Source organism: Stenotrophomonas sp. NPDC077421 (assembly GCF_049545505.1).
GTDB lineage: Bacteria > Pseudomonadota > Gammaproteobacteria > Xanthomonadales > Xanthomonadaceae > Stenotrophomonas > Stenotrophomonas nematodicola.
In genome coordinates this window covers 1-10,961 of sequence record NZ_JBMWDP010000062.1, presented here as the reverse complement: position 1 = coordinate 10,961, position 10,961 = coordinate 1, and the positions used below count along the sequence as shown (strand labels likewise).

The following is a 10,961-nucleotide window of genomic DNA, read 5'->3' as shown; positions in this document are numbered from 1 at the left end:
ACCACCGACGGCACCCGCTGGGCGGGAACAGCTTCGCGACGATGCGCGAGACCTACGGCCCGAGCCTGATGGACGGCTCGCGGACCTTCCACGAGACGTATGGCACCGACGACGAGCTGATCGCACAGCAGACGTTCGTCAACGAACAGAGGCAGGCAGCATGACGACCAATACCAACAACGATCTGAGCCCGGCGGCCATTCGCGCCTGGTTCGCAGAGCAGCCGGCGGGCGCGCTGTTCACGATGCCGGCAATCAGCAAGGCATTCGGCGCGGCGCCGGGCGCGGAACACCGCAGGCTGGCCTCGTCGGTGCGCTGCGGCTTCCTGTGCGGCTACCTCGAGCGGATGCAGTTCACAGCTGGCACCGCGTACCGACTGAGCGGGAAATGCATGCGGAGAGACGCGCTGAGTGAGGAAGAGCGCCGCGCGCGCAGCTTGGCAAATCAGCGAGCGCGCCATGAGCGCCGGCGGCGTGCCAAGGGCATCAAGCCGGTGCCGAACCGTTCTAAGTTGGTCCGCGCGGCGCGGGTGAATCTGCAGGCAGCGGGCGTACCGCAGCCGACCGTCGTGGCGGCGGTGCGAGCGACCGAGACGGTCGAACAGTTCCTGGCGCGCGGCGGCCGGGTGCAGCGCCTGCCGGCGCACTGGGAGAAGATGGAGCGCGCGGCATGAAGGACATCGAGAAGAGGGCGCGGGAGTTGGTTGCGGCCCTCATGCAGGACGATCCAGATGAGGGCGAGTCGTGGGAGAAAATGGCTTGCCGCAAAGTGACCGCCGCCCTGACGCCCACCGAGGGGTACGTGCTGGTGCCGGAGGACATCCTCAGTCCTCTGCTGCGCGATGCCATCACGGCGGTGGAATTCGTTGGAGGACGCGCGCAGTCCAAGCCTCTCTCGCGCCGGATATCTGAACGTGCGTGGAAGCTGGTCGAGGCCTGCCCGACCCGCCCGAGGGTCAATCGTGGCTGAGCGCGCGCTGGAGCTTGTGCTGCCCTGGCCGAGCAAGGACCTGTCGCCGAACGCTCGTGTGCACTACCGGGTGAAGGCGCAGGCCACGAAGAACGCAAGGCAAACGGCGGTGCTGCTGGCCTATGAGGCCGGATGGCGAGGCCTGCGGCTGCCGGAGGGCCGGCTGTATCTGTGGATCGAGTGTTACCAGGCCCCGGGCAAGAAGCTCCCGGACGACGACAACATGATCGGCCGGTGCAAGCCCTACCGGGATGGCATCGCCCAGGCGCTGGGCATCGACGATAAGCGGTTCCGCTGCCTCCCGTTCGTCCATGACGAGCGCCGGCCCGGCGGGCAGGTAGTGATGCGGATTACGGGCAGTCCCCGGATGGTGGAGTAGGTCGCGAGTGGTGCGACGGAAGGGCGGCAAGCTGGCTGGATGGACCTGACCTGCTACGACGACAAGGCGCTGGAGCTGCTGAGCGGCATCCAGCAAGACATAGCCGCGATGCGCTGGGCCAGGGCTTGGAATGCCCCGGCCGAGAGGCAGCAGGCAGAGCAGGCACTGCGCCGAGCACGCGCGCTGCGCCGTGAAATCAATCGACGAGAGCGACAGGGGAATGAGCATGGCAGACGTACGTGAGTTGATGGGCCGACTGGGGCCGACGACCGTCAAATTCGACACCGGGCGCGGCGGGGTGCCCGCCCTCACCAATCAGGACATCGCGGCGGCGCTCGGCATGGTGCCAGCTGGTCTGGGCAGGGAACTGTTGGAGGCGCTGTGGTGGCCGGAGAGCGGTGCGCGGCGTAGCCAGCGAGTGCGCCAGGCGGTGATCGCCCTGGTGGCCCCGGAGTACATCCGGCAGCAGCAGGCCCTGAGCCTGGCACGCACCGAGTTCGGCATTGCCAAGGCGTGCATGGGGTGGGCAGGTGGTGCCGTGACCGATGCCCAGCGAGTGGAGCGCAGCCGAGCAGAAGCGAAGCTTGAGGCTGTACGCGCGCTGTGTTGGCCGAACAACACGATGGAACAGCTCGGAGCGCTCACCGCGGCTGTAATCAGTGAAATGGCGGGCGCCGAGAACTGTGATGCCTGCGACGGCCGGAGGGTCCAGGCTGCCCACGATGGCTCCGGAGTGGTGCAGTGCGAATGCTGCGACGGCACCGGACTTGAAGCGCTCAGCGGCAGGAAACGCGCGATCGCCATCGGCGCTGATAAGTCGGCCTACCAACGGTTCTGGCAGCCGGTCTATGAGTGGATGCTGGAGCGGATGAGGGGCGCTGAGCGGGAGGCAGCGGAGGCCTTCAATCGGGCGTTATCGCGCGCTGCGTAATGGGGACTTGATGAGTCCCCGGAAAGGCAGGCAATGTTGCCACCATCCAGACGCAAGCCCCGGCCAAAGCCGGGGCTTTTTCTTTGCCCGCGACCCAGCCGGATCAACCCTCGTGCCCAGCCGGCGCAGGGGCGGGCACCAATCAACCGGGAGGGGCATATGCCGAACCGGACATTCCACGGGGCAACCATGCGGGACGAAATCATCACCACCGCAGTGAGTGCTGCGGCAAAGGCGGTTCCGCCTGTCACTGTGGCCGGCGCGGTCGCGGCCGGCGCAAGCCTGGATCGCGTGGTGGTGGTGTTGACCATCATCTACCTGGTGGGCCAGATCAGCTATCTGTGCTGGCGTTGGGTCCGCGAGTGGCGGCAGAGGGCTCGCGCATGAAGGGCCGGATTGCTGTGCTTGCGGTCGTCCTTCTGGCAACGCCCCTTGTCGTCATGTTCGAGGGCGTGGAGCAGAAGGTCTATCGCGACCCGGTAGGCATTCCGACTGCCTGCGCGGGTGAGACCGACAAGGAGGTCGTCGGCTTCAAGCAGCAGTTCAGTCGGGATGAATGCCTCGCCGTCATGGGCGCAAGTCTCCATGCCCATGCTCTCGCAATGGACAAGTGCATCACCCGTCCTGTCGAGCGGCATGAGGCGGCAGCGGTACTGAGCTGGTCCTACAACGTGGGCACCAGCGCTGCGTGTGCCTCGACGCTCGTCCGCCTTCTCAATGAAGGGAAGCCGTTCTGCCAGGAGCTGGACCGCTGGACCTTTGCCGGCGGGCGCCAGTTGCCGGGCCTGGTCCGGCGGCGCACCGCCGAGCGGGCCCTGTGCGAGGGAAGGTCGTGAACCGAACTGCGGCAGTTGCCGTCGCCGCGCTTATCTGGTCCGCGCTGCTTCTTGTGGGTGGATTCATCGCTGGGTGGTGGTGGCGTGGCGATCGCGCCACTGCAACTGAATCCACGCGCGCATCTCTCACAGCGGGCGCGGCGCTGGATCAGGTGAATGCCACCCGATCAATCGAACATGCGGCGGCCGGTACGATGGCCGCCATTGGAGCCAAGCTTGAAGAAGACCGCAAGACGGCCGAGGCCGTCCCTGCTGCTGTTGTGGCTCAGCTGCGTGATGGCACTCTCCGGCTGCGCGACGACCTCGCCACCTGCCACACCGACCGCCTGTCCGAGGCTGCCGCCGGCGCCGCCGAACGTGATGCGCGCGCCGAACTACGTCCAGAGGTTGCAGGAGCTGTTGTTCGAATCGTCACCGACGCCGAGCACGACATCATCGCCTGCCAAGCCGTTATCGAAGCCGACCGGGCAGCGATCCAATGACTGACAAACTGGTTGAGCGCCTGGTGCTGGCCATTGAGGCGCAGCAGACAACGATCGCGCAGCAGGCAGAACAGATCGCGCTCTTGGTTCAGTCAGTGGCGCTGCTCCTGGGAGAAGAGGTGGGCACGCCTGTCGCCGATGACGCGGACCCGCCGCGCACTGACATGGACGGGAAGCCTTACTGATGCCAAGTCGAGCGCCAAGGCACCGGCCACACGGCGGCGCCGTGAAGCAGCATGCACCACCGGAGCGCAATCGGCAGGCCGAGCGCGCGCTCGCCACCAATTCCACTTACTGGCTGAGACTGCGCGCCGTGGTGCTGTCTCAGTCACCGCTATGCGTCGCGTGCATGGCAGAAGGCCGGACTACCGCCGCCAGCCACGTGGACCATCGGGACGGCGACAGTCGGAACAACGACCTGTCGAACCTGCAGGGTCTATGCCGGCCCTGCCACAGCGCCAAGACCGCGCGAGAGGACGGTGGTTTCGGGAACAGGCGAGCGTCACGCACTTATCCACAGAAACCTGAACGATGGCCGGCGAAATGAGTTACCCACAGAAACCTGAACGGGGGGTGGTCGAAAGTTCGACCTGAACGCGTCCCGATACGTGCGCCCAGGTGTTTATTTGCACCGTCAGTTGAGAAAAACCATTTTTTCGCGGTGAACATGCCGCCCCTCGGAACGAACATGGCGAACCCCCGCAAACCGACATCGCTGAAAGTGGTGGCCGGCACGGATCGCCCTGACCGCGCCCCGCCGGCGGCCGCTGCCGAGCTGCCGCTGGTGTCTGACGTGCCGCCGGCGCCGGACTGGATGCCGAACCCTCATGCCGTCAAGGAATGGAACCGCCTGGCGCCAATCCTCCATGCGAACAAGCTGCTCACCGAAGCCGGCCTGTCCGCCTTCGGCCAGCTGTGCGCCTTGCATGGCAATACTGTGCAGCTCTACGCCGCCGGCCTGGCGCCGGTAGCGTCGATGGTGTCGCAGCTGCGCGGCCTGATGAACGACTTCGGTCTGACCCCAGTTGCGCAGGGCAAGGTCAGGCCGTCAGGCGACGTCGAGAAAGCTGGGAACGCCTTCGCCAACAACGGTGCGAAGCGGAAGACCCGTGCGTGATTACGTTGGTATCGCCACGGCATACGCAGAAGAGGCGGTAGCCGACAAGAAGGGCAAGAAGTTCGGCAAGTGGATTCGGTTGGCCGGCAAGCGGTTCCTCGCGGACCTCAAGCGCGCCAAGCGGAAGCGGCCACCCTTCCTGTTCGATGAGTGGCACGCATGCGACCCATGCGACTTCATCGAGAAGCTTCCGCACGTTGAAGGGAAATGGGCACGGCCCGAAATCGAGCTGCACCGCTCCCACGTGTTTTTCGTGGTGCAGCTCTTTGGCTTCCGCAACCTCGATGGCAGCCGACGCTTCACGTCGGCTCTGTTCGCGGTGGCCCGCAAGAACGCCAAGTCCACGTTGGCCGCGGCGATCCTGCTCTACTGCCAGTGCTGTGAAGAAGAAGAGGGTGCCCAGATCATCTCGGCGGCGACGACCGGCAGCCAGGCGCGGATCATCTTCAACGTCGCCAAGCGGATGACCGAGAAGACGCCCGACCTGCAGGAGGCCTTCGGGCTTGCGTGCTGGGCCAACGCGATTAGCCGGGTGGAGACGGGCGCAACGTTCAAGCCAATCAACTCCAAGGCGAGTACGCAGGACGGCCTGAACCCGTCGCATGTTGGCTTGGACGAGATCCACGCTCACAAGTCGGCAGACCTGTTGAACGTTTTGACCTCCGCAGCAGGCGCGCGGAGCAACCCCCTGTGGCTGTACACCACGACCGAGGGATATACCAACCCCGGACCCTGGGGCGAGATTCGGCAGTTCGCAAAGCAGGTGCTGCAAGGTGTCCTGGGAGACTCGGCCGACCACTTCCTGGTGGTGTTCTTTGCGGTTGACGACGAGGACGACGAGTTCGACGAGTCGGCGTGGCCAAAGGCCAACCCGCTCATGGACGCGAACCCGCACCTGTTGAAGGCGATCCGCAAGGAAGCCGTCGAGGCGCGGCAGATGCCGTCCAAGCTGGCCGAGTTCAAGATCAAGCGGCTCAACCGCCCAGCGTCTTCAGCCACGGGATGGGTGGACCTGACGAAATGGCAGAGGTGCGGCGGCCGTATCGACCTCGACTGGCTCGCCGGCCATCCATGCTGGGGGGCGTTGGACCTGGCCAGCACCTTGGACCTGACTTCTTGGAGGCTGGTCTGGAAGGTCGACGGCGTGTACTACACCTGGGGCCGTCGATTCGTCCCCTCGGAAGCTGTGCGCGCGCGCACAGAGCGCGGCGTCGTGCCCTACGCGGGTTGGGTGGCAGCCGGCCTGATTGAAGTCACCGAGGGAGAGGTAACCGACTACGCGGTGGTCGAGCGCCGTATCCGCGAGGACATCGACAGATTCGGACCTTTGGCGATTGGCTTCGACAAGTGGAATGCCCAGGAGATCAGCCAACGGCTGCTGGCCGATGGCCACCCGCTGATCGAGTTCAACCAGACCACGAAGAACTACCACCCGGCGATGCAGGAGCTGGAACGGGCCTATATCAGCAAAAGCATCCAACACGGGAACGACCCAGTGCTGAACTGGTGTGCTTCCAATCTCATCGCGGTGAAGGACGGAAACCTGAACATGAAGCCCGACAAGAAGCGTTCACCGGACAAGATTGACGACATGGCGACCCTGCTGATGGCCGTGGGCCTGAGCATGCCAGTAGCAGCGGAAGATGACGCGAGCGCCTTCCTCGCGAGTCCGGTGATCGGATGAAGGCGCGCTCAGCAAAGCCGGGTCGCCTGCGGGCGGCGGCCCTGAAATGGCTCGGTGTACCTATCCAATTGACCGATGGCGACTTCTGGTCCGACTTCTTCGGCTCCAGTTCCGCAGCAGGCGTCCCGGTGAACCAGCAGACGGTGCTGAAGCTGTCCGCAGTATGGTCGTGCGTACGGTTGATCTCTGAGACGATCTCTACGCTTCCCCTCTCGATGTTCGAAAAGACCAGCAGTGGGAAGCGCGTCGCAAGCCACCATCCGCTTCATTTCATTCTCCACGATCAGCCCAACGCCGACACGACCGCAGCAGTGCATTGGGAGGCGAGCGTGGCGGCAATGCTGCTGCGGGGTAACGCTAGGTGCGAGAAGCTGACTATCGGTGGTCGGCTTGTCGGTCTCCAGTTCCTTCATCCAGACCGGCTTACCAGCTTCAGGCGTGACGGTGTGAAAGTGTGGCGATACACCGACGAGGAGGGGCTGCAGAGGGAGATCCAGAATGATCGGATATGGAGCATCCCCGGCTTCTCGTTGGACGGAAAGGATGGCGTCTCAGTCATTGCCTACGGGGCGGAAGTATTCGGTGCCGCCATCGGCGCAGATCGGGCCGCGAGCGGTACGTTCGCCAAGGGGCTTCTGCCGACAACCGCAATCACTTTCCCTGCCGTGCTGAAGCCCGACCAGCGAGACGACGCGCGGAAAACTCTTGAAGCATTGAGTGGCGCGGTGAACGCGGGACGCCCCGTAATCCTTGAGGCTGGGTCTGAGATCAAGACCGTTGGCATCAATCCCGCCGACGCCCAGCTCCTTGAATCCCGGGCGTTCTCGGTGGAAGAGATTTGCCGTTGGTTCCGCGTCCCGCCCTTCATGGTGGGCCATAGCGAGAAGTCGACAAGCTGGGGCACCGGGATTGAGCAGCAGATGATCGGGTTCCTTACGTTCACCCTGGGCCCCTGGCTGAGGCGTATAGAGCAGGCGATCAGCAAAGACCTGCTGACGCCCGCCGAAAGGCTCCGGTACTACCCCAAATTCGCGGTGGAGGGCTTGCTGCGTGCGGACAGTGCTGGCCGTGCAGCGTTCTACGCGTCGATGGTGAACAACGGCATCCTCACCCGCGACGAGGTTCGCGAGTTGGAAGACCGTGAACCGATGGGGGGCAACGCGGCTGTGCTGACCGTCCAGACGGCGCTGGCACCGCTCGACAAACTTGGCCAAGCCGAAGACGGCAACGCAGCCCGCGCATCGATGCGCGCGTTCCTCGGCGTGCCTGACACCACCAGCAAGGAATAAGAGATGACTATCCGTGCAACGCCGGGCGTCCCCAGCGGACGGCCGCAGATGGACGTGCGCAGCTACATCGCACCGGCTGCCTTCGATCGTTGGGACTCCAGCATTCGTGCCGCCGCGGAAGGCGATGAGGACCGAACGATCGGCATCTACGACGTCATCGGTGAGGACTGGTGGACTGGGGGCGGATTCACCGCCAAACGCATGTCCGCTGCTCTGCGATCGCTCGGCAAAGGACCGGTGACCGTCGCAATCAACTCGCCGGGCGGGGACATGTTCGAAGGCCTTGCCATGTACTCAATGCTTCGCGAGCACCCCGGCGAGGTCACCGTGAAGGTGATGGGAATCGCTGCGTCGGCCGCGTCCATCATAGGTATGGCCGGTGACAAGGTTCAGATTGCGCGAGCTGGCTTCCTGATGATCCACAACTGCTGGCTGCTCGCGGCGGGCAATCGACACGAGCTGCGTGAGATCGCGGACCAGTTGGAGCCGTTCGACCAGGCGATGGCCGACGTATACGCCGCCAGGACCGGTGAGGACGTCAAGGCGATGCAGAAGCTGATGGATCGTGAGTCCTACATCGGCGGCAGCGCCGCTGTATCGCAAGGCTTTGCCGATTCGTTACTCGATTCTGACGAAATCAGCAAGAAAGACGACGGCAAGAACGCGTCAGCAGTTCGCCGGATGGAGGCAGCGCTCCGGGCGTCGGGCATGCCCAAGTCCGAGGCAATGCGTCTGATCAGTCAATTCAAGTCCAGCGCGGGCGATCCCGCTGGCGGCGGTGAGGGCGAGCCCACCGAACACGGCCAGCGTGACGCTGCCGGCTTCACGACCACTGCGGCGCTGGCCGCGAACCTCACCACCATTCTGTAAGGAGAGCCTCAATGGCCCAGATCGACGACGACATCAAGAACATCAACGCCAGCCTCGGGCAGGTGAATGAGCAGCTGAAGAAGCACGCGGAACAGGCCAAGGCCGACATCAGCGCGCATGCACAGCTGTCCGAAGAAACGAAGGCCAAGGTTGACCAGCTGTTGACCGCCCAGGGCGAACTGCAGGCCAACCTCCAGGCAGCCCAGCAGGTGATCGCCAAGCTCGAGCAGGGCGGGGGTGCGCCGGCCAAGGCGCGCACCATCGGTGAAGTCGTAGCGACCTCCGATGTGTGCAAGAACTTCAATCCGGGCATGCAGGGCAGCTTCACGGTGAAGGCCGCCATCACCCGCGAGGACGCGTCGGCCGGCAACCTGATCGAGCCCCACCGTATCCCGGGGGTCGTGGCTACCCCGAACCAGCGCCTGTTCCTTCGCGATCTGCTCACGTGGGGCACGACCACGTCGGATAGCCTGGAATACGTGCGGGAAACCGGATTCACCAACAACGCCGAAGTCGTGGCCGAGAACCCGGTCAACCCGAAGCCCGAGTCTGACCTGGCCTTCGAGCTGGACTCGTCGAAGGTCGCCACGATTGCCCACTGGATCCGTGCGTCCAAGCAGGTGCTGCGCGACGCCGGAATGCTGCAGGCCTACATCAATGGTCGCCTCATGTACGGCCTGAAGCTGAAGGAAGAGGGGCAGCTGCTCAAAGGCTCGGGCGTCGGCCTCAACATCAACGGGCTGTACACCCAGGCGACTGCGTACGCCAACCCCGGTGTGGTGGTGCAGAACGAGACCGCGATCGACCGCATCCGCATCGCCATGCTCCAGGTGACGCTGGCCGAGTACGAAGCCGACGGCATCGTGCTGAATCCGATCGACTGGACGACCGTCGAGCTTTCGAAGACCACCGAGAACGCCTACCTGTTCGCCACGCCGCGCGGCCTGGCAGTGCCCGGCCTGTGGGCGCGTCCGGTGGTGGCGACCAAGGCGATGGATACCGGCGAATTCCTGACCGGTGCTTTCAAGCTGGGCGCGCAGGGCTGGGACCGTGAGCAGGCGAACATCACGGTCTCCAACCAGGACCGCGACAACTTCGTGAAGAACATGGTGACCATCCTCTGTGAAGAGGACGTCGGGCTGACCGTGTTCCGTCCCGAAGCTTTCGTGAAGGGCGGTTTCGCCGGCCTGCCGGTGGTGGACGGCCCGTAACGTAGTCGCGGGGCAAGGCGAGGACCTTGCCCCGCGTAGGAGAAGAACATGGCGAAAGTGAGGGCTCTCAGCTCGTTTGAACACGGTGGCCATCGAAGTCGCGGTCATAAGTTTGAGGTGTCGCCCCAGCATGCCGATCTGCTCGTTAAGCGAGGTCTCGTCGCTCTGATCCCCGGTTCGCTATCCGCCTCCGTTGGCAGTGCCCCCTTGGCGCGCACTGGCGCGGCCCTGGTTGGCCAGAATGCTTCGGACGTGATCGCCGAGCTGGCCACGGTTGTAGATATGGGCACCCTTGCAGCGGCCCTTGAGGCCGAGCAGTCGAAGGGCGACAAGGCAAGAAAGACCGTGTTGGAGGCGATTGCCTCGGCTATTGCGGCGCTTCCTAAGGAATGAACCATGCTGATTGAACTGGCCGACGCACGGCGACATCTGGTTCTCATCCATGACCTGGATGATGAGCTGATCACCGACTACATCAACGCCGCCCAGGATTACATTGAGCAGTACATTGGGCGGTCAATCCCTTGGACCGATGGGGGCAATCCGCCAGAACAGGTTCCGGTGCCGGAGTCGCTCAAACAGGCGGCGCGCTTGCTGGTCGGTGACAGCTACGCGCTTCGCGAGGCCTCGGTGACCGGCACCATTCACTCAGACAATCCGGCCGTGATGCGGCTGCTGAACCCCTACCGCGTCACCTGGGGCGTGTGATGGCGCGCCGTGGGAAGTACAGGCATCGCGTCACGCTGCAGAACCACGACGTCATCCGGCAGCCCCTGGGCGGCGACACCAGAGTGTGGAGGGACTGGCAGAAGGATCTGCCGGCGGAAGTGGTTCCGCTATCGGGGCGCGAATTCACGGCGGCAAGCGCCGAGCATGGCGAGGTCACTGCCCGCATGGAGATCCCATACATCCCTGGCGTTCTGTCCTCGATGCGCGTTCTGTTCGATGGACAGGCGTATGCCATCCGCGCAGTGCTCCCGGACCCGACCGCGCGGCAGTGGCTGACGCTGATGGTGGTTGCAGGGGTCGCTGATGGCTGAAGACCTGGTGCTGCATGGCTTGAAGGGGCTGCTGGATACCCTGCGCGGGTTGCCGGACGACGTCCGTGGGAAACCCCTGCGCACTGGTATGCGCAAGGCAGGGAACATCATCCGCGATGAGGCTCGAAATCGCGTTGCGAAGCGGTCGGGCTT

General features: G+C 64.3%; 18 protein-coding genes. All 18 read left to right on the top strand.

All coding sequences use genetic code 11. The annotated features are described in order from the left end of the window. Positions 1 to 160: 160 nt before the first annotated feature. Positions 161 to 673: a hypothetical protein gene (locus ACPEH1_RS19975; protein ID WP_423716275.1), complete on the top strand. Its 513-nt coding sequence runs from the start codon at positions 161 to 163 to the stop codon at positions 671 to 673. Further along, a complete protein-coding gene (locus ACPEH1_RS19970; RefSeq protein ID WP_423716274.1) occupies positions 670 to 969 on the top strand; it encodes a hypothetical protein in 300 nt (99 codons plus the stop codon). The genes ACPEH1_RS19975 and ACPEH1_RS19970 overlap by 4 nt, the downstream gene beginning before the upstream one ends. Then, positions 962 to 1,348, top strand: a complete 387-nt coding sequence (locus ACPEH1_RS19965) for a hypothetical protein (RefSeq protein WP_423716273.1) — start codon at positions 962 to 964, stop codon at positions 1,346 to 1,348. Before ACPEH1_RS19970 ends, ACPEH1_RS19965 begins: the two co-directional genes overlap by 8 nt. A gap of 39 nt (positions 1,349 to 1,387) precedes the next feature. Continuing rightward, positions 1,388 to 1,591 carry a hypothetical protein gene (locus tag ACPEH1_RS19960; protein WP_423716272.1) on the top strand — a complete coding sequence of 68 codons (204 nt, stop codon included), beginning with the start codon at positions 1,388 to 1,390 and terminating at the stop codon, positions 1,589 to 1,591. Beyond that, complete coding sequence (locus tag ACPEH1_RS19955; protein WP_423716271.1) at positions 1,575 to 2,279, top strand: hypothetical protein; 705 nt, start codon at positions 1,575 to 1,577, stop codon at positions 2,277 to 2,279. The genes ACPEH1_RS19960 and ACPEH1_RS19955 overlap by 17 nt, the downstream gene beginning before the upstream one ends. Positions 2,280 to 2,468: 189 nt before the next feature. Beyond that, the gene (locus ACPEH1_RS19950; RefSeq protein ID WP_153164344.1) at positions 2,469 to 2,666 is read left to right on the top strand and encodes a hypothetical protein; all 198 of its coding nucleotides are present in this window, start codon (positions 2,469 to 2,471) and stop codon (positions 2,664 to 2,666) included. Then, positions 2,663 to 3,115: a lysozyme gene (locus tag ACPEH1_RS19945; RefSeq protein ID WP_423716270.1), complete on the top strand. Its 453-nt coding sequence runs from the start codon at positions 2,663 to 2,665 to the stop codon at positions 3,113 to 3,115. Before ACPEH1_RS19950 ends, ACPEH1_RS19945 begins: the two co-directional genes overlap by 4 nt. Then, positions 3,112 to 3,597 (top strand): hypothetical protein, encoded by a 486-nt coding sequence (locus ACPEH1_RS19940; protein ID WP_423668912.1) that lies wholly within the window; start codon positions 3,112 to 3,114, stop codon positions 3,595 to 3,597. The genes ACPEH1_RS19945 and ACPEH1_RS19940 overlap by 4 nt, the downstream gene beginning before the upstream one ends. Then, positions 3,594 to 3,782 carry a hypothetical protein gene (locus ACPEH1_RS19935; RefSeq protein WP_153164342.1) on the top strand — a complete coding sequence of 63 codons (189 nt, stop codon included), beginning with the start codon at positions 3,594 to 3,596 and terminating at the stop codon, positions 3,780 to 3,782. The genes ACPEH1_RS19940 and ACPEH1_RS19935 overlap by 4 nt, the downstream gene beginning before the upstream one ends. Then, positions 3,782 to 4,144, top strand: coding sequence for an HNH endonuclease signature motif containing protein (locus ACPEH1_RS19930; protein WP_423716269.1), 363 nt, complete (start codon positions 3,782 to 3,784; stop codon positions 4,142 to 4,144). The genes ACPEH1_RS19935 and ACPEH1_RS19930 overlap by 1 nt, the downstream gene beginning before the upstream one ends. A gap of 114 nt (positions 4,145 to 4,258) precedes the next feature. Continuing rightward, positions 4,259 to 4,714 carry a hypothetical protein gene (locus tag ACPEH1_RS19925; protein WP_423716268.1) on the top strand — a complete coding sequence of 152 codons (456 nt, stop codon included), beginning with the start codon at positions 4,259 to 4,261 and terminating at the stop codon, positions 4,712 to 4,714. After that, positions 4,707 to 6,398, top strand: a complete 1,692-nt coding sequence (locus ACPEH1_RS19920) for a terminase large subunit (RefSeq protein ID WP_153164339.1) — start codon at positions 4,707 to 4,709, stop codon at positions 6,396 to 6,398. Before ACPEH1_RS19925 ends, ACPEH1_RS19920 begins: the two co-directional genes overlap by 8 nt. Then, positions 6,395 to 7,687 (top strand): phage portal protein, encoded by a 1,293-nt coding sequence (locus ACPEH1_RS19915; RefSeq protein WP_153164338.1) that lies wholly within the window; start codon positions 6,395 to 6,397, stop codon positions 7,685 to 7,687. Before ACPEH1_RS19920 ends, ACPEH1_RS19915 begins: the two co-directional genes overlap by 4 nt. Positions 7,688 to 7,690: 3 nt before the next feature. Further along, complete coding sequence (locus ACPEH1_RS19910; protein WP_153164337.1) at positions 7,691 to 8,557, top strand: head maturation protease, ClpP-related; 867 nt, start codon at positions 7,691 to 7,693, stop codon at positions 8,555 to 8,557. A gap of 11 nt (positions 8,558 to 8,568) precedes the next feature. After that, on the top strand, positions 8,569 to 9,768 hold the full coding sequence (locus tag ACPEH1_RS19905) for a phage major capsid protein (RefSeq protein ID WP_166472845.1): 1,200 nt from the start codon (positions 8,569 to 8,571) through the stop codon (positions 9,766 to 9,768). A 48-nt stretch (positions 9,769 to 9,816) separates the two neighbouring features. Continuing rightward, a complete protein-coding gene (locus tag ACPEH1_RS19900) occupies positions 9,817 to 10,161 on the top strand; it encodes a hypothetical protein (protein ID WP_423716267.1) in 345 nt (114 codons plus the stop codon). Between the two features lie 3 nt (positions 10,162 to 10,164). Continuing rightward, positions 10,165 to 10,476: a head-tail connector protein gene (locus ACPEH1_RS19895; RefSeq protein ID WP_166472846.1), complete on the top strand. Its 312-nt coding sequence runs from the start codon at positions 10,165 to 10,167 to the stop codon at positions 10,474 to 10,476. Continuing rightward, positions 10,476 to 10,808, top strand: a complete 333-nt coding sequence (locus ACPEH1_RS19890) for a phage head closure protein (RefSeq protein ID WP_423716266.1) — start codon at positions 10,476 to 10,478, stop codon at positions 10,806 to 10,808. Before ACPEH1_RS19895 ends, ACPEH1_RS19890 begins: the two co-directional genes overlap by 1 nt. Positions 10,809 to 10,961 lie beyond the last annotated feature (153 nt).